Here is a 23,829-nt window from a genome sequence, read left to right as displayed (position 1 = left end):
AATTTTATGCAAAGATGTCAGCTCATAAAAAAGAATGAGTTCATTTAAATTTCAGACTACCACTTCTGTTGAGTTCGAAGTGAACTCTATTGTAAATCAATTGATTACTAATGTTAAATAATTGTAACTTAGTGAACAAGCTGAGATGGCAGACAATCAAATTCCTTCTTGAAATATTTATAAAAAGTAGATTTAGATTTAAAACCACATTGAAAAGCAAGGTCAATGACACTAACAGACGGATCTTCTGATAATATTTGTTTAAAATGCTGAATACGATTCCTGTTGGTGTATTCATGAAAATTGGTATTGAGGTGCTTATTAAAGGTAATACTTAAATCGGCTTTAGTTATTTTTAAATGGCTGGAAAGCTGATCCAAGGTAAACTCTTCATCCAGATAAACATGGCTTTCCTTGTAAAAAGACACAATAGCATTTTGTACGGCGTTAAAATCTATTTTTGAAAGATCTTTGTATTGATAGGTTTCTTTAGGAGCTGAAAAATGAATGGCGTTTTGTTGTTCCTGAAGTCTGTGCTGGTACGTTAAAATATAAACATACAAAATCCAACCAAACTGGAACAGGAACAGAAGACTATAAATCTTCTGATAGATAAGAGTATTCCAACCCAATTGATAAACAGCCCAAAAAGTCAATACACCTATTAATACATAACAAACCAAATGACGGAAGTTATCAGCTACCGGATGAGTAATATTTTTACGGTATTTTGCCAGAAGGTAAATACAGGTCACAAGACATATTATCCAATAATAGCTATAGTATTTAAAATAGAACTGATAAGATCTTATGGCCATATCTGCCCATGATAAGCCCAATATTTTTGCTGTGAGAGCCATGACATGATGAATAACCACTAATGCGAGTGGAACAATCAGATACTTAAGCTTGTCTCTCCATTTTGCTTGAATGAGGTAAGTAGCAATATATAAGAAAATGAGTCCCTTGAAAACCCTGAGACTTCCCGGGATTTCATAGAGTACAGACTCATAACCAAATCGTTGAATAATGAAATATTCATATCCCATGTCCAATGCAACCACTCCAATATACAATAACAACATATTCAGAACAGATTCTCTGTTTTTGATAAGATAAAGTAATAAAGTGAGAGTGATAAGTGCCTGTAGTACAACTACCATAATGATGTATAACATGATAACTGATATTTTGTCAAAATTATCGATAATATGAGCATGGTATCTTTAACAAATTATTAAATATCAGTCAGAAAATAAACGGAGTCACCTTTTTGTGAAATTGAATGGTAATTACTATTTTAGCAATTAAAGCTGAATTTGATGTCGAAAAAGAAGTACATTTTATTATCCATATTGAAGACCTGGTTGATTTCAACAGTCGTTTCTATGATTCTTCTTATTCTATTTATGATCTGGACTAAAGAGCCGATGAGAGAGCATCCGAGAAACTGTGATATGAGTGGTATTGTGTATGGACTTACCTTATTTTGGATAGTATTGATGAGTCTGGTGTCATTCAGTAGTTTGCTGTCGCTTTTAAAACCATTTCAGACTAAAATGAAGTCTGGTCTATGTTGGTTACTTCTTCCGATACTTTCTCTGGGATATTTTTTCTTTTTGATAGCAGAATTGACAATCACTGGTGAAATGATTTTGCTTTTTTTTATTTCGAATCTGCCATGGTTTGCCCTTTGGATATTTTATTATTCTAAATTCAATACTCTTTACTTTAGTCAGAAAATACAGCAATAGCCTAGTCAGAAGTTGTATAATTAAATATATAGATCAAAAAAATTACTGCCATAATTTTATTATTTTTTGTAGATCAAATCTATATTTTTCCTACTTAATTAGTTCTAAATGTTGAATGGTTTCAATGTAAATAGTTTCTGTAATTCCTTTTGAACTATTATTAAATTTAAAAGTTTCGGTGGAATTATCATATTCTCCTTCATACATACCAGAAAAACCTTCTCCCTTTTCATCTATTAAGAATATAAAATCTCCGTATTTTAATTCAAGCTTTCTAAAAGTAAATGGATTCATATTATCATTTTTAAGACTTTTCTTATTCTTACTAAGATAAATAATAAAATATTAATAATTAGAAAACATTTTCATTTCAATAAACATATATTATAAATATAATTATTAAACGACATATTTTGTCGTTATCGCCATTTACATTTGCTCTATAAATTTCTTGCAAGATTTTTAAAAGAAAACATTAATTATTTAAAATTAAAAAAATGGTTTATAATTTAAATTTATTTACAACAGATGAATTTTTTTTATCTGGTTGTCCAAATTCAACTACTTATCCAGATGTTGTTACTTTAACAGACAGTTTTACATATGAGATTGTTAATTATGTTAAAGTAACTAACTGGCTTGATAATATGGCTATTTCATCCAACGAATCTGCATATCTTGACGGTACTATTTACAGGAAAAAAGCTGCAAACGTTTATTATGCTCGAGAAGAAATTTTTAATAAAACATCTCTTAATATAAAATGGTTTGGTGCAAAAGGAGATGGAATTTCAGATGATACTCAAGCATTTAATAAAATATCAGATTTTGTTTTTAAACAAAGGGAAAAGGGGATTTCTATTTCATCAATTTATATTCCAAATGGAAGATATAAAATTACCGATACTTTCTATATTCCTTTACGTGGACATTTATATGGCGAGAGTTCACTGAACTCTGTTATTATAGGTGATATAGATGGGCCTCTGTTAAAAATTTTACAGTCTAATACAAATCCAAATGATATTTATGAGCAGGCAGGAAAAACCGTAATCACTAATTTATCTTTTGGAGGAAAATATTTTGATGATGAACCAGATGCCTTCCCTGACAAACCAAATGGTTTTAAACCTAATAAAATAGGAATATTAGTTTCGAAAATGTTGAGGGTAGAATTAAATAATTTATTCATTAAGGGTTTCGAAGGATATGGTATACTGTATGAAAGTACATATTATCAAACGCTGAGAAGTTGTTATTTTACATGCAATGCTGTTGGGGTAGAAACTCGTGAATTGTGTACTACTGTTTTGTTTGAAAATTGTGAGTTTAGAAAGAATTCCCGAGGAATTCATTGTAAAGACAGCTTTAGTATTTGGATGAAGAACTGTATTTTCGAAGAAAACATAGCAAAATATTTAAATGAACCTTCAATAAATAATCCTCTAAATTACCTTAATACATCTTCCTCCAGTATAATTTTGGAAGGTGCCGGTTGTAAAAATATTACTATAAGCGAATGTTATTTTGAAGGAGATTTACAAAATATTGTCTTTGATGATTTTGTATCAGGAAACATTGTTCGAGGATGTTTTTTTATAGGGGCAAGCTCTTATCAGACTACTCCTGATTTTCCATTATTCAGAATAGCAGTATTTAAAGATTTTGCTTCAGAAAATTTATTTGAATCCAATACTTATTTAACAGCAAATAATTTAGTACCTCCTATTAGATTTAAATTTTATCCTCAGGCGAAAAATAATGTTTTTAAGTTTTTACTTAAGGAATATCTGGAAAGATTTATTGAGGACAATATGGATGACTTTGAAAATATTTATATTGCTAATAATCTTATAAGTCATATGCCAATTGCATTATCTGATTCTAGTAATCAAAAATTTGAAAGAAATAGACGCACTCAGATAAGGCCATATATTCAAGATGAACCATCTGAGCCTTTTCTAAATGATATTTTAGTAAAAAATGGTAAAGTTGGCATATGGAATGGGAGTTTTTGGAGAGATGGAGACGGATCTGCATTCGGCGTAAAAAGATTTGGAAGCACTGCCGAAAAAGATCCTAATCAATCAATAACTGGTCTGGTATATTTTGATACACAGTTAAATAAACCAATTTTTAAGAAAAACAACTTGGCAGACTGGGTATATGCGGATGGTAGTCCTGCGTAAAATATTTTAATTTAAAATTCCAGAGACTGTCTTAAATGACAGTCTCTTTTATATTCTAAATATTTAGCTTTTAAATCGTTTTTTGAGATTTATTAATTTAAATATAAAAATTTTTCTATAGAACTATAACAAATATTAATATAAAAAAGTCTCTCAGGGGCGAGAGGCTTAAAATTTGTTATGTAGATGAAAAATTCATTTAATACATCATATGTATTATTTTTCTTATTTATAATTGTTTTTTTATCATTTTTTTGAGGTTTTTTATTTTAGTAAAATTACATGTAAAAACAAAAATATTCTCATAGAATTCCATTCGTTTTACCATATTTATCCTATTAAAATTTTTACCGATTTACCATTCTTACATAGCCTCTTTAATTTTTATTTAATACGCTAAGTTTTGGTGCTTTGTTAATATGTTTTTGTATTAGTATTTAAATAATAAGGATTGCTCCTCAATAATAATTTGTATGTGTACAATACAAATATATAATATAAAAATATTGATTACTAAAGCTTATTCCGAGTGATTTTATGGCAAAAACCTAATTAAGAATTTAAAAGAAAAATTATAGGAGATCTTATAAAAATATCATCTTTTTATGGAGACTTTGCAACAGCATTCTCTATTTATAAATATCTTAAAATAGATGTAGATTGTAATAACTAATCTGTTTATTTACCACAAGATGGCTTACTTTATTTTACTGGTGGAGTATTAAAAAAAATCGGGGTATTAAATGCGCAAAATTTTGCCCTTTGGATATTTTATTATTCTAAATTCAATACTCTTTACTTTAGTCAGAAAATAGAGCAATAGCCTAGTCAGAAGTTGTATAATTAAATATATAGATCAAAAAAATTACTGCCTTGTAGGACAGTAATAGTAAAAATCAGTGATATGGTGATTGATCAGTTTGTAATTTAAAGCAGAGATTTATGCTGTTTAAAAGGCTGATCTTTTGGAGTTGCTTTTTAATTCGGTCAATTATTTAATATTTAGTCTGAATTAGGTGTCATTGTCTGAGTTATTTACGATAAAAACTTGACGAATCAACTTTGTTTGGACCGAATTTTTGGCAACTTCTATATCATGGTTATTGATGACATTGTTGGTTTGCTTTTGGTGATAGCCTGTGTACAATATTTTTCAGACTCATCCTATTGATGGCTTTTTCTGAAAAATGGTACAACCATGCAAATCATGTGCAAATGTATATCACAGCATTTTGAGAATTGCTACACTTTTGTGTAGATTTGTGGGATGGAAGCTAAAAACTATACTTTAGTGTAGTTTTGGAGAAAGCTTTAAAAAAATATGGAACAGATTAAAAGGTTTTTTAACGAACAAAATGATGTCAGTAAAGATGCGGACATTGATTTCAGCCAGGCCGGAGATTATTTGGAAGCTGTAAAAGCTCTTGCCCGAACTACATACCAGAGTCTCTATGTGATCAACTATCAGACTAAAGGTTTTGAATATGTTTCAGAAAATCCTCTTTTTCTATGTGGTAAAACCTCAGAAGAAGTAAAGAACCTTGGTTATGCGTTCTATTTTCAGAATGTGAAACCAGAAGATGTGGAAATGCTGATTAAGATCAATGAAGCAGGATTTAAATTCTATGATAAAATTCCAATAGAAGATAGAAAGCTCTATTCCATTTCTTATGATTTTTATCTTATCAATAGTAAAAAGAATATGATTTTGGTGAATCATAAACTTGCTCCTATGTTTCTTACTGAAGATGGGCAGGTCTGGAAAGCTTTGTGTGCTGTTTCTCTTTCTAATAACACTTCTTCGGGAAATGTAGTCCTCAGTAAAGAAGGGTCTAATGAAATCTGGAAATATGATCTCACAGAAGATACATGGGAGAAAAGAGAAAAAATAAAATTATCTTCAAGAGAATATGAGATCCTAAGCTTGTATGCGAGTGGGTTGACGATCAGTGAAATAGCGGATAAGCTTTTTATTACGGCAGATACTGTAAAATTTCACCGTAAGAAGCTGTTTGAAAAAATTGGAGTCAATAATATTGCAGAGGCTTTATCTTATGCTAAAAGCAACAAATTGCTTTAGAAAAAAAAACTGAATCTCCGTTTTTTTACGGTATTTTTTATAATGTCTTTTAGGATTCAATTTTAGGTCTGATATTTGTACTGGGTAGCCAAACTAAATGACCTGTTTTATTTATGAAGAACATATCTGTGAAAAAATCATTTCTATACGCCTGCTTATGCGGAGTGCTTCTTGTTTCCTGTAAGAAAGAAATAGAAAAGATAAGCGATACTTTTAAAGATACTGTTTCTGCGTCCGAAACTCCGGAAGCAGAAACAGATTCTATAAAGAAAGATTCAGTGCCTGTGGTTAAAAAAGAATCAGCTCCGCCTATGATGCAGGAGAATGGTTTTTATAATGCTTTTGTCCTTCCAAAAGATAAAAAAATGCGGGATTCTCTATATGCAGAATTCAGTAAAAAATATGATGAGAAGGAACGTACTGCTATTTTAGCTTTAAACCGATTGGATTCTAAAAGCAAATGGAATGCAGATACATTGGTAGTTCCTGCTAAAATAGATACTACTTTAATGGCATATTCACCTTTTCCTATGCAGCTTGATGTATTAAGCGGGGTGAAGAAATTCGTAATCTTTTCTTATCCAATCCAAGCTTATGCAGTATACTCTAACGGAGGTCTTGTTAAATGGGGACCAACGAGTATGGGTAAAAAAGCAGCGCAGACTACAAGAGGGCTTACATTTGCCAATTGGAAAAAGAAACTGTCTATTTCTACCGTGAGCAGTGAGTGGAAACTTCCTTACAACTTTAATATTCACAATATAGGAGGGATTGGCTGGCATGAATATACTCTTCCGGGATATCCGGCTTCACATTCCTGTTTAAGATTATTGAGAAAAGATGCTCAATGGCTGTATTCTTATGCTGATACCTGGATTTTGAATCCCGGTGGTGCTACCACAAAGGCAAGAGGTACCGCAGTAATGGTATTTGGAGACTATAACTGGGGCGGGAGAAGACCATGGAAAAAACTTCTGAATGATCCGAATGCCAATAATATTTCTGTAGAAGAGCTCACGAAATTGTTAGAACCGGATGTGCCTAAAATGCTGAAGGAACAAGCCAACAGAGAAAAAGTAGCTGATTCTATCAAAACAGCAAGAGCAATGGCTCCTCCAATTCAGAATGAGAGACCTACCGATACTTTGTCTAAATAATCTTCTTTTCAAACTGTAAAGTAGATTCTTCAGCAAATAGTCTTAATTTAAGCATTTCTTCTTTTCCTTTATGCTGGCCAAATCTTGCAGCAATATAAGTGAGAAGAATAAAAAATAACATGACAAAAGAAGCGCTCAGTGCCCAAGGGTATTCGGCGCTTTTTATTTGTTTTTCTACATAATACATGGTGAAGAAAGTCATCCAAAAAATAGAGAAGGAAAAATAAAGGAACATAAAGAATGTCCACACTGCTGAGCTAGGACCAAAAACTCCGCGTATCACCGTTTCATCATCTTCTATTTCAACACGTAGAGCAAGGTGGGGCTTCCAATAATTATTATCTTTTGTTTCCACCCAGATTGTAGCAACCTCTTTATTGATGTTGCCGGAAAATTCACTTTGATGCTCAGCGAGATATTTTTTCAGATTTTCGGCGTACTCTTCTTTAGTAAGATGAGTGAACATCTTAAATCTTGGCCGGGTTCTTATTCTGTCTAAGGTGGTTTCTTCAGTAGTCATGATATTTATTCTTGATAGGGAATAGGGTCTTCTAAATTAAACTGGAAAGTCAGGTTTACTCCTTTTCGTTGAACAGTCATGGTAATGGTTTTTCCTTCAGATGATCTCATCATTTCTAAAATTCGTTCCAGTGTCATTTCTGATGTTTTACTTCCGTTGATACTAATTACTCTATCGTCTGTTTTTAAACCTGCTCCATAAGATGGAGAATCTTTTCTTACTCCTGCAATAGAAAAAATAGGTTTTAGATTAAATTTATATTGAAATGACTCTCCAAATACTTCATTTACTTTGCCTGTATTAATCATAGCCTGGGTTTCAATTCTTACCCTGTCTTCCTGCCATTCTAATCCATCTTGTTTAAAATCCAGCCCACTCATATTAAAATGGAACGGATCGTCAAAGCTTCTGTTTTTTTTCAAATATAGCTTATTGTTAGCATAATCAAAAATGAGGGAAAATCGTCTCATGATTTCTCCGCCAATAGAACCTTTTCGATCTTTTACAAGATTAACATGCTGAATAGAGAATTCATCAGGCATTGCTGTAAGCGGTTTTTCAAACTTAAAATCACCTAAATAAAAATTATGAATTCTACTTCTTTTACCATAAATATCTCCATTGAATCCGCGACCCAGAAAATCATCAATATTGGGTCTGTTGTAGACAAAGTCTTTAATAAGGGTAGGGAAGAGCCAGATAGGATCACTGTTTCCAAGATCAATCAAAAGCTTTGATTCTTTCTTTTCATTGGTCATTTCCACATAAGCATTGAGATAAGGTTTATCCTTTTCAATACTTATTGGGAGTTCTTCATACCTTCTGGTCTTATTTTTTAAGACATCAATATTTTCGTAGACTGTTATTTTTTTAGAAATATAGTCAATAGCAATAGGATGATCTTTAAAAAAATGATAACCAATAACACCGTTTACAGGAATTCCCACGTGGGAGGATATATTGAATTCTTCATTCAGAATTACATAAAGTGACATCGTTGAATTGATAAACTTATCTCCAATTTTGCCAATATTACGATCCGACTTTAAACCATCAATACTTAAGCTTCCTCCAAGACCGGAAAATTTTATCTTTTGAACATTCCCCAATCTAATTTCCTTATTGTCAAGGCTGAATAAAATAGTTTCTGCTACTCCTGTATCCAACAGAAAAGTCAGTTCAGCTCCATTAATATTGACTGGAATAAAGATCAGATTACTTATAAGCTTAAAAGGAATAACTGTTTTTTTAGTATTTATGAGTTGAAAAGAGTTCTGGGCATGAACAAGAATGCCTAATAATAAACTCAATAAAAGAAGCTTTAGTTTCATTTACTGAATTTACTGAATTTATCTTTATGATAATAAAAAAAACATCCCAAATGCTGGAATGTTTATATAAACTACAATGAAATGTAGGATTTTGTTGAATTTAATTGATAATGGGCGCTATTTCGAGAAAAAGTCCATTAAATCCATATAATTTTTCTGATTGACCCCATGCCCACTCATATATTCTCTAAATGTAAAATAGCAATTAAGGTCATAAAGCAACTCAGCCGCTTTTCTTCCCCAATCAATAGGGATAACAGCATCATCTGTACCATGAGATACAAAGAACCTTAATTTTTCCAGTTTCTTTTTATCCTTTACAATTCCGTCCAGAATTTTTTCTTCTGTATATGAACTTAGGCAAGCAATGTTTGTAAACAATTCAGGATATTTTAAAGCCAGCGAATAGCATAATACGCCTCCCTGACTAAATCCACATAAATGGACTTTACTTTCTGTAAGACCATAATTATTAATGATTTTTAAAATACTTTCCAGTACAGCATTTAAAGATTCCTTAGCCTGGGGAACATCAATGAACTCTTCCGGATTATTGAAATTAATATCATACCATGAATACCCTTCAAATTGAGTGGCTCTTGGAGCTCTGAAACTGATAATGATCCAGTCTTTTGGAAGCGTTTCTCTAAAGCTGAAAAGGTCTTGTTCATTGCTGCCATAGCCATGAAGCATAAAAAGTATAGGAGTAGTAGAGGTAATATTTTCTGGTTCTCTTACTAAATAATCTAAATTCATACAGCAAATATAAATAATAAATTACATTGTAAATCTTATCTTTTTATGATTCGTGTAAGGGAGTTGAATAAATTATTTTGAGAGAGGTAATTTGGGGCTGATCTTTAAATAAGTGGCATTTTTTTGAATTTTTTGCTAAGGCTTTTATGAGTATTAAAATAATTTTGAATATAAAAGTGTTTTATGTTTAATGATTAGAGGATTACGTTGTGTTATTGGATTTTTTAATATGGATTCTATTTTTGTTAATTTGATATTTTTTATAAAAAAATGTTGTAAAATTTTTATTAAAGATATTTTTATATTAATAAAAAACTTATATTTGAAACATTAAAAAATCTATTTGGAGAAATGAAGCAATTTTACAATTTAAAAAGTCTATTAAGGCTTTCTTCTTTATTCGTTTTATTATTTTCAGTGATTACTGTTGTAAATTCATGTAAAAAAGATGAGGATGAAGAATTTAAGGATCATGTGGTTCAATTCATAGCCAAAACTTCTACAGGAGGACAGCTGATCTCTGTAGTAACTCAGGTAGGAACTGCTCAGAATATTATATACGATAAACCTACCGCTCCTTTGAAGGAAAGTTGGACGAGTGGAGAGATGTGGGTGAATTCTAGCCAGGCACAGATTAATTTTGCTGCTAATGCAGTATTGCCACAAGATAATTCTGATCTTACCATTACTCTTCTGATCGATGGAGAAGTTGCCAAAACGATGAAGGTTACAGGAAAAGGAGATAACAAGGTTGCAAAAGTTGCATACAGTTTCCTTGAACTATAAATACAATATTCCATATAAAGTAAAAACCGCTCCCAGAGCGGTTTTTTTATTTTTCAATCAAGTTATATTCTATGGCTTGATTCACGAGTTCGGTAGAATTTTTAGCTTGAAATTTTTGAAGAAGATTTTTACGGTGGGTATCTACAGTAAGCGGGCTTAAAAAGAGTTCTTCTGCAATCTTATTGCTTGTTTTACCTTGGGCTACCAACTGAAGAATCTGTTTTTCCCTTTTGGTCAGCCTGGGAATAGGCAGATCGTTTTGAGGAGGTTTACGGATGATCTGTTTAGTTTCACTGCAAAAAACAATATCTCCGGAGAGAGCTCCCTTGATACAAATGACCAATTCATCAATGGATGTGTTCTTGAGAATATAGCCACTGGCTCCGTTTGGATAGATTGCATGATGATGCTTCTCTCAGAGCGGTTACTGAACATAATTACCGAAGTATCTGGTGATATTTTTTTGATTTCCCTGCATAGTTCCGTACCATTGGTATCGGGTAGCGTTATATCCAATAAAATGATATCTACCTTGCTGGAATTCACAAAAGTTATGATTTCTGAGCCGGAAGTAAATGTCTCCGGAATATTGAAGGAAGGATGGCTGTTCAGCATCATTTTCAGCCCTTCGATAACGATAGGATGATCATCAACGATGGCAATATTTATTTTTTCATTCTCCATCTATATTCAGTTCTATATTAATTGTTGTTCCTTGATTGTCAGAGTTAATCTCCATACTTCCTTTCAGATAATCAACCCTGTTCTTTAAATTGCTAAGACCCATGCTTTTGGATTTTCGATGTGTATTACTTTCAAACCCTTTTCCATTATCTTCAATGGTGATAAAAAAGTCTTTTCCAGATTGTGAACACTGGAGTAAAATATTGCTGGCTTCAGCATGTTTGATAGCATTGGCTAATAATTCCTGTACAATCCTATAGATATTGAGCTGGATGGTAAGGGGAAGATTTTTTTCAATATTGATGGCTTGAAAATCTATTTCCAGATCCTTTCTGGTGTAAAATTCACAAAGGTCATTCAGAGCTGTCTCTAAACCGAAATTAAGCAGGGATTCAGGCATTAGGTTTCTTGCGACATGCCGAAGCTCACTGACGGAATTATCTAATTGTCCCAGGATTTTATAAAAGCCTTTATCTTTTTCAGGATCTAAATGACTGGCAGACCATGTTGAAAAATTGATCTTTACTCCAGCGAGCATTCCTCCCAGGCCATCGTGAAGATCCCTCGCAATACGCTCTCTTTCTCTTTCTTCTCCATCAAGAATAGCTTTCGTTAATGAAAGTTCTTCCTTTTGCTTTATCTCATTGATCTTTTGTTTGGATATTTTCTTATTCTTTCTAAAAATGATATACAAGAATATCAGAAGACTAACCACCAATAGTAAAATAAGACTTAAACCCCATAAATAAGAGTTCTTCTTATTGACTTCCAGTTCTTTTTGTTTCTTTTCCGTATTTAACGTGGCTATTTTCCTTTCCTTTTCTGCAGTATTAAATTTAGTCTCAATTTTATTGATTTCAAGCTTTACATTTTCAGTATTCAGACTGTCATTAAGTTTAGAATATTTCTGTTCCCAAATTAAAGCTTCCTTCAGATTTCCCATTTCTTCAGTTAAAGACGACAGTTGTTTATAAATGGTTTTTCTGTTATTAAGGTCAAGAGCGAGAGATTTCTCCGTTAGAATATCTTCTAAAGTACCCTTTGCCTCATTGTATTTCTTTAGTTTTCTCAGAATATCATATTTGTTGAAGTAAAACATCTGTGCCAATAGATTCTGATTAAATCTTTTAGCATAGAAGATTCCTTTATCAATCACAGATACTGCTTCTGAGTTTCTTTGTGTGGTAATATAATAAAGGGTTTTACTGTAATAATAAAATGCGTTTACGGAAGAATTAGGATAAGGACTGATGAGGGCTTCGGCTTTATCTAAAAACTTTTTAGCCTCCGTACTTTTAGCCTGATAGCAAAAATTATTGGATAAGTTTAAATAATTGAAAAACAATTCGGTAGAATTGGGGTATTTCTTTTCAAGAATGTTCAGGGCTTTTGTATTGTACTCCTGAGCTTTCTTAAATTCTGCATTGTAGGTAAGGATAACGGCAAACTGAGTGTATAAAAAACCTAGATTTCTGCTGCTCTCATATTTTTTAGCCAGTGGAATACTCTTTTCAAGAATGATTTTTACCAAAAAAGGATACCCTTCTTTATCTTTTTGAGTGACTCCATAACTGTACCAAGCCGATGCCTGAAGAAGATCAGATTCTTCATTTTTTATTTTTGATAAAGCTTTAATTGCTTTTTGATAAGAAGCGGCAGCTTTTGATTTATTACGATCCAGATTATATTGTGCCGCGTAGAAATCATATTTAGCAGAGAGAAAATCATCTCCTTTGATGAATATCTTCCCGTTTTCCAGATATTTTTTACTTAAAAGAGAATCAATATTCCTGTAATAATTAGACAAAAGGAAAGTCGCATTAGCTTTTGCCGTCTGAGTTTCATTACTTCTTATAATGTTTTGTAAACTGTCTAAATAAGGCCTCTCATTAAGTGGAATAATTTGTTGCGATTGTACACTAAAGGACAATAATATGCTTAATAGGATCAATAATCTCTTCATCAGATATCAGTTCAATAGGATATATTTTTTATAAACGGTCAATTTAACTAAAAATTTTAGCATAAAAAATACCTGAATTTAGGTAGAAAAAATTACACAATATTCAGGATTGATAAAGTATAGAGACTCTGATAGCTTTGCAAATACAAATCACTAATCATAGAATATCATATAAAGTAACTAAATTTTAAACAAAAAGATTATGAAAAAAACGAGAATGAATCAACTTTTGAGAGGCACATTTGTGGTTGTATTAGCAACAATGTTAATGGGGTTTGTAGCTTCTTGTAGTAAAGATGATGATGATAATGTAAACGGTGCAAAAAAGAGCCATAAAGTAGTTTTTAAAGCAATTGCTTCCACGGGAACTAATATTGATGGCGCTGTATACGGAATTGATGGTAATCCTACATCTGCTACAAGTCTTAGCGGAACAACATGGTCAAGCCCTGAAGTAACATCGGAAGCAGGTGCTTACAATGCTAATGTGGTGGTAAACGCAATTGGAGTAGATGCTTCTTCTACTTTAAAAGTTCAGATTTGGGTAGATGGTGAACTGAAAAAAGAAGGAACTTCCAGTGGTCAGTATTTATCTGCATCCGCAAGTTATATATTTTAAAAAAACTAATACTTTCAAAATAAAATCCGGCGCTGAGACTTGTCTCAGCGCCGGATTTGTTATGAGGGAGAATTAATGAAAAGTAAACCTATATTAATTTTTAGATAAATTTAATTTAAAATTTTTCACTTATGTGTGTGTTAATAATAAAAATTATTATTTTTGATAATAAAATCACAATAAGATGAAACATCAGGAAACATCCAGACAGATCAGGAAAGAGATTAATCAATCTTATCAACAGCTTAAAGAAGATTACCCATTTTTGAAGAGGCAGGATAGCATCGGGTTGTCAATATTTTTAATTTCAATCATTGTCATTGTTGCTGTATCTATAGCTTGGTATAAGGCAATTATTCCAACCTGGCTGATGATTATCGTTAATGCTTTTTTTATGGGAGTTCTTCATGAGATTGAACATGATCTTATTCATTGGCTCTATTTTAAAAGACAAAAACCGATACATCATTTTATGCTTCTAAGTGTTTGGATTCTACGTCCCTTAACGGTGAATCCCTGGATCAGAAGAACATTACACTATCATCATCATAAATTTTCAGGAACATTACATGACGTGGAAGAGCGTGCTGTGACGAATGGTGAACGCTGGTCAGTTAACGGTTATTGACTCTGGCCGACGTTGTTCTAGGTGGTCTTTTCCGTCTTCATCAGATGTTTAATGACATGGATAAGGAAGTGAAAAACGGAAATCTAAAACAAGAAACTTCTGCAACATTGAAACGGATTACATTTTTAAGTTTAATACCTTTAACGATCTTTGCTCATGTAGTTTTGTATCTCTTTTTTGCAGATTTGCTATTGAGCTTGATCAATACAGGGTTCAAAACACATTTCAGTTTTTCCTCTTATATTGAAAATCTGTTGAGTAGCTTACATGTGGTTATTTATACGATTCTTCTTCCCAATCTGCTGCGTCAATTCTGTTTACATTTTATAACCTCCAATATGCATTATTTTGGCGATGTGGAGGAAGGGAATGTAATGGAACAGACACAAGTTTTGAATGTATGGTGGACTTTTCCCATGCAGGTATTTTGTTTCTTTTTTGGATGGACACACAGTATTCATCATTTTGTAGTCAACGAAACATTTTATGTGCGCCACATAGGAAGAAAACAGGCACAGAATGTATTAAGGAAATATGGTGTACGCTTTAATGATCTGGGAACTTTCAGAAGAGCTAACCGTTTCCGGGAATTTTCAAAATAAGATGACCTTAAGAATTATGATAAAAGAAAAACGGTGCTGGAATTTACCCAACACCGTTTTTTTATAGTGTATTAAAAATTAAATAACCTTTACAATGAAATAACTTTTCTTTCCTTTTTGAAGCAATAAAAACTTGCCATCAATAAGATCCGTTTCATTAGCAGTAAAAGTATCATTTACTTTTTGTTTGTTCACCGAAATTGAATTTCCTTTCATTTCTCTCTGTGCCTCACTCTTAGATTTCAGGAATTCTGATTTTTCAGAAAGAAGATCAATAATGTTTACTCCCAATACATCAGCTTTTGCGACTTCCTTTTGTGGAACTCCATCAAAAACTTCAAGGAAAGTTTCTTCATCAAGACTTACCAAATCTTCAGCTGTAGAACGTCCAAAAAGAATTTCTGATGCTTTAAGCGCTTTTTCATATTCCTCTCTTCCGTGTACCCAAACTGTAACCTCTTCCGCCAATTTTTTCTGAAGCTTTCTTTCGTGAGCAGCTGTTTTATGCTCTTCAATTAATGCCTCAATTTCCTCTTTTCCAAGGAAGGTATAGAATTTAATGAATCTTTCTGCGTCTTCATCCGTAGCATTCAGCCAGAATTGGTAGAATTTGTATGGTGACGTTTTCTTTTTATCCAACCAATAGTTTTCTCCGCTTTCAGATTTTCCGAATTTAGAACCATCAGCTTTTGTAATCAAAGGAACGGTTAATGCAAATGCTTCACCCTGCGCTTTTCTACGGATCAATTCTGTTCCGGTAGTGATATTTCCCCATTGATCCGAACCTCCCATCTGAAGCTTCACATTGTTGTTTTGATATAAGTGAAGGAAATCATATCCCTGGATCAACTGATACGTAAATTCAGTAAAACTCATTCCGTCTGCACCAGATTCACCAGAGAATCTTTTCTTTACGGAATCCTTAGCCATCATGTAGTTAACTGTGATGTTCTTACCGACATTTTTAGCAAAATCAAGGAAAGAAATATTTTTCATCCAGTCATAGTTGTTTACCAGCTCCGCTTTGTTAGGCTCATTCCCTGCAAAATCAAGAAATCTTGAAAGCTGATTTTTCAAACAATCTACATAGTGTAAAAGAGTTTCCTCATCTAAAAGGTTTCTCTCCGCTGATTTTCCGGATGGATCTCCGATCATCCCTGTAGCTCCTCCTACCAATGCAATGGGTTTGTGACCATGTTGCTGAAAGTGAGCTAAAATTTTAATCTGAATAAGACTTCCGATATGTAAAGAATCGGCAGTTGGATCAAAACCGATATATGCAGTTGTTACCTCTTTATTCAGTTGTTCATCGGTTCCAGGCATCATATCAGCAAACAGACCACGCCATTTTAATTCTTCTATAAAGGAATTCATTGATTTTTTACTTTAAAATTTTACGCTGCAAAGATAATAAATTCAAAAGTATAAATTCAAAAGCCAGGAAAGGTAAATGGCAAAAGATCTGAAATAGCAAATAAAATGAATGCCTTTTCTGATTGACGATTCAAGTATGAATCAAAATTCACTGTAGACAACCGTGTTTGCTTTGCATTTCAACCCAAATACGCTATATTTGTTATTAATGAACGACGAACAGCTATTTCTGCTCATTCAAAAGGCCAAAGACAAAGATCAGAAGGCTCAGACTAAACTCATCAATGTTTTTTGGGTAGATGTTTTCTCTTTTATAATGAAGAAAGTGAAAGATGAAAATGATGCTGATGAGATTACCGTAAATGTCTTTTCCAAAGTATTATCGAAATTAGATATGTTCGATCCCCATTTCCAATTTAAAACCTGGATTTTAACCATTGCTCAGAATACAGTCATTGATTTTTGGCGAAAAAAGAATCGTGAAAACGAAGATACCGTTGAAAATCTCGATGAGGTAAAAAATCAATATGCAAAATCTCCTGAGGAACTACTGATTTCTGAAGAAGAACAAAAGAAAATCATTAAAACCATTGAATCTCTGGATGCTAATTATCAGGACATCATCAAACTGAGATTTTTTGAAGAAAAAAGCATCAAAGAAATTGCTGAAGAGTTAGGAATTTCTGTTGCCAACACCAAAGTTCGTGTAATGCGCGCTAAAAAAGTTCTTGCTGAATTATTGAAAAATAATGAGTTCGAAGACAACTAATATCGTTGTCAAGAAATTCTAAGACTCCATTTTTTTGCCACGAATGCACGAATAAATTTAATTATGCTTATCAGCTATGTGCCTATGTGGTGGAAGATTTTAAACCACATAGACATGACTCTTATGAATAAATAATAATTATTCGTGTATCTGGGGCTATTATTTAGCAGTATACAATTTTATCGCAGATAAAATCCTAGCGCCTTAAAGCAGTGTCAAAAGAAAAAAACTTGCGCCTTTGCGCTTCACAACATTCATCACAAACTATATAAAAATTTCCGCCTTAGTTTTAGGAAGTATAATTTTTATACTCTTATCATTTCTATTCTGAAGATTGATCTTGATTCCTTTTTTAATGAATGTTTCTTTTTGGGAAGGGCCATATTCTTTAGTATTATCAACCTCGTTTTTAAAATTAATCTGCCCTGTAGAAAGATTAAAATCCAAATTTTTGATATAATCTCCCGGTCTTCCCGAATTTGAAGTATGTCCTATCAGTTCAAAATGACCATTCTGATATCTGTATTTATCCGTATACTGCCACTTCCAGCTGCTCCCGCCAAAATGATTAATGATTAAAATTCCTTTCTCAATGCTGGTTCCGGAATAAGGGTCTCCCATAATGCCTCCGGATTCGCTATCGAGAATGGCATTCGTTGACTTTTCAAGGATAGTCCATTGGCCATTCACCTTTTTCAAGATTTGAATTTCACGAATCTCACCAAGTTCACCATCATTTATATTGTAGACTATTACTTTTTCAGGAATTTTATCTCCATCCAGATCTCCGTCCACCGTTTGAAGAATGGTAGAACCCTTGGGCTGGAATTCTTTTTGAGCCCAACAAAATGTACCGGAAATAAGAGATAAGATGCAGAATATGGTCTTCATAAAATATTTTGAGTTTTGAAATTACAAAATTATATGTTTCATCAATATCTGTCTTTGATTGTTTCGATAAAAAAATCACTAACTTTGAACCTCAATTTGAGAAATAAATGGAAAATTTAGTTCAAGATACTACCGTTCAAAAACCAAAATGGATTCGTGTAAAACTTCCTACTGGAAAGAATTACAGAGAATTGAGGACTTTGGTTGATAAATATAAATTAAATACAATTTGCCAAAGCGGAAGCTGCCCGAATATGGGTGAGTGCTGGGGAGAAGGTACGGCAACGTTTATGATTTTAGGAAACATCTGTACAAGAAGCTGTGGATTCTGTGGAGTAAAAACAGGAAAGCCGCTTGATGTAAACTGGGATGAACCTGAAAAAGTAGCTCGTTCAATCAAATTAATGAAGATTAAACATGCTGTTCTTACTTCTGTAGATCGTGATGATATTAAAGATATGGGATCTATTCTTTGGGCAGAAACAGTTAATGCTGTAAGAAGAATCTCTCCGGGAACTACAATGGAAACATTAATTCCTGACTTCCAGGGAATCACCAAACATATTGACCGATTGGTTGACGTTGCTCCAGAAGTGATCTCTCATAATATGGAAACAGTAAAACGTTTGACCAGAGAAGTGAGAATTCAGGCAAAATATGAAAGAAGCCTTGAGGTATTAAGATATTTAAAAGAGGCAGGACAGAGAAGAACCAAAACCGGTGTTATGCTTGGTTTAGGTGAAACTAAAGATGAGGTTTTCCAGACGATTGAAGACATCAGAAATGCTAATGTAGATGTAATCACTCTTGGGCAATACCTACAGCCAACTAAAAAGCATCTTCCTGTAAAGAGATTTATTACTCCGGAAGAGTTTGATGAGTTGGGTGACTTTGCAAGAAGTTTAGGTTTCAGACACGTTGAAAGTTCACCTCTTGTAAGAAGTTCTTACCACGCAGAAAAACATATTCACTAAAATATAGACCGCTCAGCAATGGGCGGTTATTTTTTTGTTAGGAAATAGGGTAGGAGCAGCAAACTCTTTTAACCAAAATGAATATCCTTTTTAATTAAAACGATTTATTGCAAGCAGACTCTCGATTAATTACCCCAATCCGACCATTAATTTCAATAGGTTTGAAGTGCTTTTTCTTAAATTCTGAAGGAGTTTCACCTGTATGCTGCTTAAATAATTTATTAAAATAAGAAAGGCTTTCAAAACCCACCTGGAAACAAACCTCTGTTACAGAAGAATCTTTTAATAAATAAATTTTTGCCTGATTAATTCTGTAATTATTAACAAAATCTGTGAATGTCATATTGGTTTGCTTTTTAAAGTACCGGCAGAAAGCGGGGGTACTTAAGCTGACAATCTGAGCAATCTCATTTACATTGGGCTTTTTGTCATGATTTTCGTGGATGTAATCGTAGATGGTTCCCATTCTGATTTTATCATTCAGAAACCATTTGATCCTTGTATCTTCTTTATTCAGTTCATTTACCTCTGTAGAATTGGCCAGAATCTGTAAGATTTCAAGGAGTCCCATCAATGATTCAAAAGAATTTTTATTTTTAAGGACCTGAAGCTTTTCAACAACAATACTTTTGGTTTTTCCAGAAAAAGATAATCCGAGGTAAGAACGTTCTAAAAGATTTTTAATATTCTCAAATTCTGGAACAGGCAGAATGATATCCTGTAGAAAATTTTCCTGCATTTGTAATACCAATTGCTTACATTCTGTCTGTATACCATAATCAAAATTTAAATGAGGTACATTGGCTCCTATAAGTAGTAATTCACTGTCTGTGAAGCCTGAAATGTTTTTCCCAACATGCCGGATTCCATTGGAAGCTTCTACGTAAACCAATTCTATTTCAGGGTGATAATGCCAGAAAAAACAATTTTTCAGACTAGGAGCAAATATCTTGAAAGACTTCCCCTTTTCGAACTCTATCGTTTCTTTCTGAATCTTCATTTTGTTCTAATTTGATTGTTTGTGAAGTTAAAATTAAATAAAAAGGTTAATACGGAGCAAATTTTTATCATTCAAAGAGGGGTGAAATTCAATCTTTCTTTCGAATTTTGCACTTTCAAAATAAAGATGGGCAACCATTCTTAGATTCAACATATTAATTCAGAAAAGAATATACAATGAAGATTGATAAAAGAATAATACCGCTGGCGATTGGCGGATTGGGAATAGGAACTACAGAATTTACTGTAATGGGACTATTGCCAGACATTGCAAAAACATTGGAGATCAGTATTCCGCAAGCTGGGCATTTGATTTCAGCTTATGCAATGGGAGTCGTAATAGGAGCTCCTATTTTGATTGGATATTCGGTAAAGTATCCTCCTAAAAAAGTATTGATTGCCTTTATGATCCTATTTACTTTATTTAATGGTCTTTCTGCTATTGCTCCCAATTACGGAACCATGCTAATCATCAGATTTTTGTCCGGACTTCCTCACGGGGCTTTCTTTGGAGTAGGAACCGTGGTCGCCGCTAAAATGGCAGGAAAAGGAAAAGAAGCATTTTATATATCGATGATGTTTACAGGGCTTACTGTAGCCAATTTGGTGATGGTTCCTTTAGTAACTTATATCGGGCATACTTTCCATTGGAGACTGTATTTTGGTATTGTAGCTTTGATTGGTATTTTCGCTTTATTATTTTTAAAAATATGGCTTCCTGCAACAGAAGCAAATCAAAATACCCATTTCCTGGAAGAGCTTAAGTTCTTGAAAAAGAAACAATCATGGCTGGTATTGGGAATTACAGCCATTGGGTTTGGTGGATTATTTACATGGTTAAGTTATATCACGCCTTTAATGACGGGGATTTCAGGAGTTGAAAGCAGTCAAATGGCTTATGTAATGGTTCTTGCCGGAGCAGGAATGGTAGTCGGGAACCTTGCGGGAGGTATTATTTCAGATAAATTAGGGCCGGAAAAGACTTGTGCCCTTCTGATCTTCTTAATGATGATTTCTTTGGTAGGAGTATTTTTACTTTCCGAACACCAGAATATTGCTTTCATATTAACATTTATGTGTGGTGCCCTGTCGATGTCTATTGCAGCACCTATTAATATTATGATGATGAAGGCGGCACCAAAAAGTGAAATGATGGCTGCAGCTTTTATGCAAGCCGGATTTAACATTGCCAATGCTATGGGAGCTTTCTTTGGAGGAATTCCTTTAGAATATGGATTGCCATTCAATTATCCTTCATTAGTAGGAGTAGGGATGACCTTTATTGGGTTTGTGATCAGTGTAAGATATATGTATCTATATGGTGGGGCAACCCATGAAGAGGAAACGGTTACAGAATGTGTTTCTTGTGATAAATAGAAAAGTCTTAGATCCGTGAGAAAATAAAAATTAAGCATAAAAAAGGCTGTCTCAAAGTCCAAAATGGACTTTTAAGACAGCTTTTTAAAATTAATACATTATCTTTTTAGATTAGAATTTAAAGACACAGCTGCAAACGCTCATTTTGCCTTCTACAACTGTTGTCCATTGTCCATTCCATGTACCTCCGTAAGAAGCACAAATGGAAGGGCAAATTGCTTTAGCATCTTCGTCGCTCCAGATTGGACCAGCCAAAACGTTTAAAGTATATTCCGTACTGCCGGTAGGCTCGGTATTCAATTCAACTTCTATAACGCTCATTTGTCCTTCAACAATGGTAGTCCATTGTCCGGTAAATTTTCCTAAGTGTGCAGCAGCAATACGTGGCCCTAATTTTTGTGCTTCGTCGTTGCTCCAAAGTGGTCCTGCAATAATGTTTGTTTTGAATGTTGACATGGTGTAAATTTTTGTTGATTAGTATTACAAATGTACTCACCATTTTGGGAGATAACTACAGTAGAATGTACCAAATTTGCAATTAGGTATTTTTACGTATCGTATTGATAATGACTTGTGTATAATGGAAAAGACTGCCTTTTTAGACAGTCTTTTCTTATGTGTTGCAAGGATAATTAGGCCTCAACCTCATCACCATTTTTGCACCAGTAAAGGGCATTGTATAAATTTTCCTTTGGGAAGGATTTAAATTCTCCGGGCATCAGAACGCTGAAAATGTCTGTAAAGTTCTGTACCCCTTCTTTGTCTGTAACAATGGCAGCGCGATTCCATTTTGCGAGGTTTTTGATCCCTAGCAGTAGGTCTTCAAGCCATGCACCCATGGTAAACTTATCCAGATCAGTATCCAGGTATAATAGGTAATTCAGCTCACCAAATTGGTCTACTTTCTCTTTCACACGTGGAATTACCAATTTTTCAAAATCCTCTTTCGTCACTTCCCCCGTTGCATTGAATGCCGCAACATTCTCCGGAGCTTCTGGAATAATTGTTATCATAGTGAATATTTTATGGTGGTTAGAACTTAGTAAAGTAACAATAACTACACCATAAATTTGTCATAAATTGTTAAAATAGGTATAAATATTGTTATTTTTAATGTAAAATATCAATATGGATCTTAAATCAAATGAACCTTTCTGGCTTTTAAAAAACGGGCTGATTGCTACTTATCCTTCCTTAAAATCAGATGATACCTGTGATGTTTTAATTATTGGGGGCGGAATTACAGGAAGCCTTGTTGCTCATCAAATGGTAAAGAAGGATACAATACAATTTTGATTGATAAGCGTGAGCTTTGTAATGGGAGTACTTCAGCCACTACTTCAATGCTGCAATATGAAATAGATGTTCCTCTCTATGAATTAATAGAAAAGATAGGAGAAAAAGGAGCTGTTGCAAGCTATAAAGCATGCTCAGAGTCTATTGATATGCTTGAATTGCTGACAAAGAAAATACATTCTAATGCTGGATTTAAACGTAAAAAATCATTGTACTTTGCTTCGAAAAAGAAAGATGCAGATTGGCTGAATAAAGAATATGAAGCCAGAAAAAAGGCAGGATTTGAAGTTAAATGGTTAAAGGCAGATCAGATCTTGCAGAAATTCGGATTTGAAAATACATATGGAGGTATCCTTTCAAAACAAGGAGCAAGTATTGATGCTTTTCAGTTTGCACATGAACTATGTAAACATAACGTAAGGAAAGGATTGAAAATATTTGATAAAACTGAAATGACTGAAGTAGAATATCATAAAGGTTTCAATATAGCTCAATTAGAAAGCGGTTTTAAGATCCGGACAAAGAAAATAATCTATTGCATAGGGTATGAAAGCAAAAACTTACTAAAGGAAAATTTTGTGAATTTGAAAAGTACTTATGCCGTTGTTTCTGAAGTAGATAAGGATAAGTTTAAAAATATAGCAAGTACCTTGGTCTGGAATACCGACGAACCTTACCTGTATATGCGAACGACTGATGATGGTAGAATGTTGATTGGCGGTGGTGATGAAGATTTTTATGACGCTAAAAAACGGGATGCTATTCTGGATAAAAAAGAAAATGAAATCCTAAAGAATTTAAAAAAGATAAAACCCGACTATCATTTCTATCCTGATTTTGTATGGGCTGGAACTTTTGGTGAAACAAAAGACGGACTTCCTTACATCGGTGAACATGCAAAATTCAAAAACTCTTACTTTGTGTTGGGCTTTGGTGGAAATGGAATTACTTTTTCAGTAACAGGAATGGAAATGGCTTCCTGGTTTATGAAAGGTAAAAAACATCCATTGTCTCGTTATTTTAAATTTGGACGGTGATAACAGGAAAATTGAAGATTTTTCAAAAAAATAAGTACACTAT

The 23,829-nt window shown here is 33.3% G+C and carries 26 protein-coding genes; 13 read left to right on the top strand and 13 right to left on the bottom strand.

Translation table 11 applies throughout. From position 1 onward, the window contains the following. Nucleotides 1–128: 128 nt before the first annotated feature. Entirely contained in the window at nucleotides 129–1,178 is a 1,050-nt protein-coding gene (locus tag QWZ06_RS20045; RefSeq protein WP_290300770.1) for a helix-turn-helix transcriptional regulator, read from the bottom strand. Nucleotides 1,179–1,322: 144 nt separating this feature from the next. On the opposite strand from QWZ06_RS20045, the gene QWZ06_RS20040 reads away from it, so the two are divergent. Further along, complete coding sequence (locus QWZ06_RS20040) at nucleotides 1,323–1,754, top strand: hypothetical protein (protein ID WP_290300768.1); 432 nt, start codon at nucleotides 1,323–1,325, stop codon at nucleotides 1,752–1,754. 90 nt (nucleotides 1,755–1,844) lie between these two features. Here the strand turns inward: QWZ06_RS20040 and QWZ06_RS20035 are convergent, their stop codons facing one another. After that, nucleotides 1,845–2,048 carry a hypothetical protein gene (locus tag QWZ06_RS20035; RefSeq protein ID WP_290300766.1) on the bottom strand — a complete coding sequence of 68 codons (204 nt, stop codon included), beginning with the start codon at nucleotides 2,046–2,048 and terminating at the stop codon, nucleotides 1,845–1,847. 203 nt (nucleotides 2,049–2,251) lie between these two features. On the opposite strand from QWZ06_RS20035, the gene QWZ06_RS20030 reads away from it, so the two are divergent. The 3 genes from QWZ06_RS20030 (at nucleotide 2,252) to QWZ06_RS20020 (ending at nucleotide 7,180) form a co-directional block, all read left to right on the top strand. Beyond that, nucleotides 2,252–3,943, top strand: a complete 1,692-nt coding sequence (locus QWZ06_RS20030) for a glycosyl hydrolase family 28-related protein (protein ID WP_290300764.1) — start codon at nucleotides 2,252–2,254, stop codon at nucleotides 3,941–3,943. A gap of 1,321 nt (nucleotides 3,944–5,264) precedes the next feature. Further along, nucleotides 5,265–6,023: a response regulator transcription factor gene (locus QWZ06_RS20025; protein ID WP_290300762.1), complete on the top strand. Its 759-nt coding sequence runs from the start codon at nucleotides 5,265–5,267 to the stop codon at nucleotides 6,021–6,023. Between the two features lie 113 nt (nucleotides 6,024–6,136). Beyond that, the gene (locus QWZ06_RS20020) at nucleotides 6,137–7,180 is read left to right on the top strand and encodes a L,D-transpeptidase (RefSeq protein WP_290300760.1); all 1,044 of its coding nucleotides are present in this window, start codon (nucleotides 6,137–6,139) and stop codon (nucleotides 7,178–7,180) included. Here QWZ06_RS20020 and QWZ06_RS20015 read toward each other — a convergent pair. The 3 genes from QWZ06_RS20015 to QWZ06_RS20005 all read right to left on the bottom strand — a co-directional run bounded on the left by QWZ06_RS20015 (nucleotide 7,173) and on the right by QWZ06_RS20005 (nucleotide 9,787). Continuing rightward, nucleotides 7,173–7,700, bottom strand: coding sequence for a hypothetical protein (locus tag QWZ06_RS20015; protein ID WP_290300758.1), 528 nt, complete (start codon nucleotides 7,698–7,700; stop codon nucleotides 7,173–7,175). The two genes, QWZ06_RS20020 and QWZ06_RS20015, sit on opposite strands and share 8 nt — an antisense overlap. 5 nt (nucleotides 7,701–7,705) lie before the next feature. Next, nucleotides 7,706–9,031, bottom strand: coding sequence for a PDZ domain-containing protein (locus QWZ06_RS20010; RefSeq protein WP_290300756.1), 1,326 nt, complete (start codon nucleotides 9,029–9,031; stop codon nucleotides 7,706–7,708). Nucleotides 9,032–9,148: 117 nt separating this feature from the next. Continuing rightward, nucleotides 9,149–9,787: an alpha/beta hydrolase gene (locus QWZ06_RS20005; protein ID WP_290300754.1), complete on the bottom strand. Its 639-nt coding sequence runs from the start codon at nucleotides 9,785–9,787 to the stop codon at nucleotides 9,149–9,151. Nucleotides 9,788–10,138: 351 nt separating this feature from the next. Between QWZ06_RS20005 and QWZ06_RS20000 the strand changes: the two genes are divergently transcribed. Continuing rightward, a complete protein-coding gene (locus tag QWZ06_RS20000) occupies nucleotides 10,139–10,573 on the top strand; it encodes a hypothetical protein (protein WP_290300753.1) in 435 nt (144 codons plus the stop codon). A 46-nt stretch (nucleotides 10,574–10,619) separates the two neighbouring features. Here QWZ06_RS20000 and QWZ06_RS19995 read toward each other — a convergent pair whose 3' ends face one another. The 3 genes from QWZ06_RS19995 to QWZ06_RS19985 are packed head-to-tail and all read right to left on the bottom strand — an operon-like array spanning nucleotide 10,620 to nucleotide 13,220. After that, on the bottom strand, nucleotides 10,620–10,781 hold the full coding sequence (locus QWZ06_RS19995) for a response regulator transcription factor (protein WP_290300751.1): 162 nt from the start codon (nucleotides 10,779–10,781) through the stop codon (nucleotides 10,620–10,622). 26 nt (nucleotides 10,782–10,807) lie between these two features. Continuing rightward, the gene (locus tag QWZ06_RS19990; RefSeq protein WP_290300750.1) at nucleotides 10,808–11,257 is read right to left on the bottom strand and encodes a response regulator; all 450 of its coding nucleotides are present in this window, start codon (nucleotides 11,255–11,257) and stop codon (nucleotides 10,808–10,810) included. Then, nucleotides 11,247–13,220: an ATP-binding protein gene (locus QWZ06_RS19985; protein ID WP_290300749.1), complete on the bottom strand. Its 1,974-nt coding sequence runs from the start codon at nucleotides 13,218–13,220 to the stop codon at nucleotides 11,247–11,249. The genes QWZ06_RS19990 and QWZ06_RS19985 overlap by 11 nt, the downstream gene beginning before the upstream one ends. Before the next feature lie 202 nt (nucleotides 13,221–13,422). Here QWZ06_RS19985 and QWZ06_RS19980 point away from each other — a divergent pair, with 202 nt between their 5' ends. From QWZ06_RS19980 to QWZ06_RS19970, 3 genes are all read left to right on the top strand, one after another. Continuing rightward, nucleotides 13,423–13,839 carry a hypothetical protein gene (locus tag QWZ06_RS19980; RefSeq protein ID WP_290300747.1) on the top strand — a complete coding sequence of 139 codons (417 nt, stop codon included), beginning with the start codon at nucleotides 13,423–13,425 and terminating at the stop codon, nucleotides 13,837–13,839. Between the two features lie 184 nt (nucleotides 13,840–14,023). Further along, nucleotides 14,024–14,467, top strand: coding sequence for a hypothetical protein (locus QWZ06_RS19975; protein WP_290300745.1), 444 nt, complete (start codon nucleotides 14,024–14,026; stop codon nucleotides 14,465–14,467). Next, complete coding sequence (locus QWZ06_RS19970; protein ID WP_290300744.1) at nucleotides 14,464–15,069, top strand: hypothetical protein; 606 nt, start codon at nucleotides 14,464–14,466, stop codon at nucleotides 15,067–15,069. Before QWZ06_RS19975 ends, QWZ06_RS19970 begins: the two co-directional genes overlap by 4 nt. 78 nt (nucleotides 15,070–15,147) lie before the next feature. Here QWZ06_RS19970 and tyrS read toward each other — a convergent pair whose 3' ends face one another. After that, nucleotides 15,148–16,443, bottom strand: a complete 1,296-nt coding sequence (gene tyrS / locus QWZ06_RS19965; protein ID WP_290300743.1) for a tyrosine--tRNA ligase — start codon at nucleotides 16,441–16,443, stop codon at nucleotides 15,148–15,150. A 208-nt stretch (nucleotides 16,444–16,651) separates the two neighbouring features. On the opposite strand from tyrS, the gene QWZ06_RS19960 reads away from it, so the two are divergent. Next, nucleotides 16,652–17,212 (top strand): RNA polymerase sigma factor, encoded by a 561-nt coding sequence (locus QWZ06_RS19960; RefSeq protein ID WP_290300742.1) that lies wholly within the window; start codon nucleotides 16,652–16,654, stop codon nucleotides 17,210–17,212. 264 nt (nucleotides 17,213–17,476) lie between these two features. On the opposite strand, the gene QWZ06_RS19955 is transcribed toward QWZ06_RS19960, so the two are convergent. Next, on the bottom strand, nucleotides 17,477–18,103 hold the full coding sequence (locus QWZ06_RS19955; protein WP_290300740.1) for a hypothetical protein: 627 nt from the start codon (nucleotides 18,101–18,103) through the stop codon (nucleotides 17,477–17,479). A 107-nt stretch (nucleotides 18,104–18,210) separates the two neighbouring features. Here QWZ06_RS19955 and lipA point away from each other — a divergent pair, with 107 nt between their 5' ends. After that, nucleotides 18,211–19,077 (top strand): lipoyl synthase, encoded by an 867-nt coding sequence (lipA, locus tag QWZ06_RS19950; RefSeq protein ID WP_045494196.1) that lies wholly within the window; start codon nucleotides 18,211–18,213, stop codon nucleotides 19,075–19,077. A gap of 94 nt (nucleotides 19,078–19,171) precedes the next feature. On the opposite strand, the gene QWZ06_RS19945 is transcribed toward lipA, so the two are convergent. Beyond that, nucleotides 19,172–20,077, bottom strand: coding sequence for an AraC family transcriptional regulator (locus tag QWZ06_RS19945; protein WP_290300736.1), 906 nt, complete (start codon nucleotides 20,075–20,077; stop codon nucleotides 19,172–19,174). Nucleotides 20,078–20,253: 176 nt separating this feature from the next. On the opposite strand from QWZ06_RS19945, the gene QWZ06_RS19940 reads away from it, so the two are divergent. Beyond that, complete coding sequence (locus QWZ06_RS19940) at nucleotides 20,254–21,453, top strand: MFS transporter (RefSeq protein ID WP_290300734.1); 1,200 nt, start codon at nucleotides 20,254–20,256, stop codon at nucleotides 21,451–21,453. 111 nt (nucleotides 21,454–21,564) lie between these two features. On the opposite strand, the gene QWZ06_RS19935 is transcribed toward QWZ06_RS19940, so the two are convergent. Further along, nucleotides 21,565–21,909 carry a mannan-binding lectin gene (locus QWZ06_RS19935; RefSeq protein ID WP_115973016.1) on the bottom strand — a complete coding sequence of 115 codons (345 nt, stop codon included), beginning with the start codon at nucleotides 21,907–21,909 and terminating at the stop codon, nucleotides 21,565–21,567. A 176-nt stretch (nucleotides 21,910–22,085) separates the two neighbouring features. Then, nucleotides 22,086–22,466 carry a SpoIIAA family protein gene (locus tag QWZ06_RS19930; protein ID WP_160139758.1) on the bottom strand — a complete coding sequence of 127 codons (381 nt, stop codon included), beginning with the start codon at nucleotides 22,464–22,466 and terminating at the stop codon, nucleotides 22,086–22,088. Between the two features lie 115 nt (nucleotides 22,467–22,581). Here QWZ06_RS19930 and QWZ06_RS19925 point away from each other — a divergent pair, with 115 nt between their 5' ends. Continuing rightward, complete coding sequence (locus QWZ06_RS19925; protein WP_290300729.1) at nucleotides 22,582–22,749, top strand: hypothetical protein; 168 nt, start codon at nucleotides 22,582–22,584, stop codon at nucleotides 22,747–22,749. Further along, entirely contained in the window at nucleotides 22,746–23,786 is a 1,041-nt protein-coding gene (locus QWZ06_RS19920; RefSeq protein WP_290300728.1) for an NAD(P)/FAD-dependent oxidoreductase, read from the top strand. Before QWZ06_RS19925 ends, QWZ06_RS19920 begins: the two co-directional genes overlap by 4 nt. Nucleotides 23,787–23,829 lie beyond the last annotated feature (43 nt).

Source organism: Chryseobacterium tructae (assembly GCF_030409875.1).
GTDB lineage: Bacteria > Bacteroidota > Bacteroidia > Flavobacteriales > Weeksellaceae > Chryseobacterium > Chryseobacterium tructae.
This window is presented reverse-complemented; position numbering and strand designations above follow the sequence as displayed.

Coding starts and splice junctions, on each gene's coding strand:
- QWZ06_RS20045 (WP_290300770.1), bottom strand. CDS start 1,178: ATGTTATACATCATTATGGTAGTTGTACTACAGGCACTTATCACTCTC.
- QWZ06_RS20040 (WP_290300768.1), top strand. CDS start 1,323: ATGTCGAAAAAGAAGTACATTTTATTATCCATATTGAAGACCTGGTTG.
- QWZ06_RS20035 (WP_290300766.1), bottom strand. CDS start 2,048: ATGAATCCATTTACTTTTAGAAAGCTTGAATTAAAATACGGAGATTTT.
- QWZ06_RS20030 (WP_290300764.1), top strand. CDS start 2,252: ATGGTTTATAATTTAAATTTATTTACAACAGATGAATTTTTTTTATCT.
- QWZ06_RS20025 (WP_290300762.1), top strand. CDS start 5,265: ATGGAACAGATTAAAAGGTTTTTTAACGAACAAAATGATGTCAGTAAA.
- QWZ06_RS20020 (WP_290300760.1), top strand. CDS start 6,137: ATGAAGAACATATCTGTGAAAAAATCATTTCTATACGCCTGCTTATGC.
- QWZ06_RS20015 (WP_290300758.1), bottom strand. CDS start 7,700: ATGACTACTGAAGAAACCACCTTAGACAGAATAAGAACCCGGCCAAGA.
- QWZ06_RS20010 (WP_290300756.1), bottom strand. CDS start 9,031: ATGAAACTAAAGCTTCTTTTATTGAGTTTATTATTAGGCATTCTTGTT.
- QWZ06_RS20005 (WP_290300754.1), bottom strand. CDS start 9,787: ATGAATTTAGATTATTTAGTAAGAGAACCAGAAAATATTACCTCTACT.
- QWZ06_RS20000 (WP_290300753.1), top strand. CDS start 10,139: ATGAAGCAATTTTACAATTTAAAAAGTCTATTAAGGCTTTCTTCTTTA.
- QWZ06_RS19990 (WP_290300750.1), bottom strand. CDS start 11,257: ATGGAGAATGAAAAAATAAATATTGCCATCGTTGATGATCATCCTATC.
- QWZ06_RS19985 (WP_290300749.1), bottom strand. CDS start 13,220: ATGAAGAGATTATTGATCCTATTAAGCATATTATTGTCCTTTAGTGTA.
- QWZ06_RS19980 (WP_290300747.1), top strand. CDS start 13,423: ATGAAAAAAACGAGAATGAATCAACTTTTGAGAGGCACATTTGTGGTT.
- QWZ06_RS19975 (WP_290300745.1), top strand. CDS start 14,024: ATGAAACATCAGGAAACATCCAGACAGATCAGGAAAGAGATTAATCAA.
- tyrS (WP_290300743.1), bottom strand. CDS start 16,443: ATGAATTCCTTTATAGAAGAATTAAAATGGCGTGGTCTGTTTGCTGAT.
- QWZ06_RS19960 (WP_290300742.1), top strand. CDS start 16,652: ATGAACGACGAACAGCTATTTCTGCTCATTCAAAAGGCCAAAGACAAA.
- QWZ06_RS19955 (WP_290300740.1), bottom strand. CDS start 18,103: ATGAAGACCATATTCTGCATCTTATCTCTTATTTCCGGTACATTTTGT.
- lipA (WP_045494196.1), top strand. CDS start 18,211: ATGGAAAATTTAGTTCAAGATACTACCGTTCAAAAACCAAAATGGATT.
- QWZ06_RS19945 (WP_290300736.1), bottom strand. CDS start 20,077: ATGAAGATTCAGAAAGAAACGATAGAGTTCGAAAAGGGGAAGTCTTTC.
- QWZ06_RS19940 (WP_290300734.1), top strand. CDS start 20,254: ATGAAGATTGATAAAAGAATAATACCGCTGGCGATTGGCGGATTGGGA.
- QWZ06_RS19935 (WP_115973016.1), bottom strand. CDS start 21,909: ATGTCAACATTCAAAACAAACATTATTGCAGGACCACTTTGGAGCAAC.
- QWZ06_RS19930 (WP_160139758.1), bottom strand. CDS start 22,466: ATGATAACAATTATTCCAGAAGCTCCGGAGAATGTTGCGGCATTCAAT.
- QWZ06_RS19925 (WP_290300729.1), top strand. CDS start 22,582: ATGGATCTTAAATCAAATGAACCTTTCTGGCTTTTAAAAAACGGGCTG.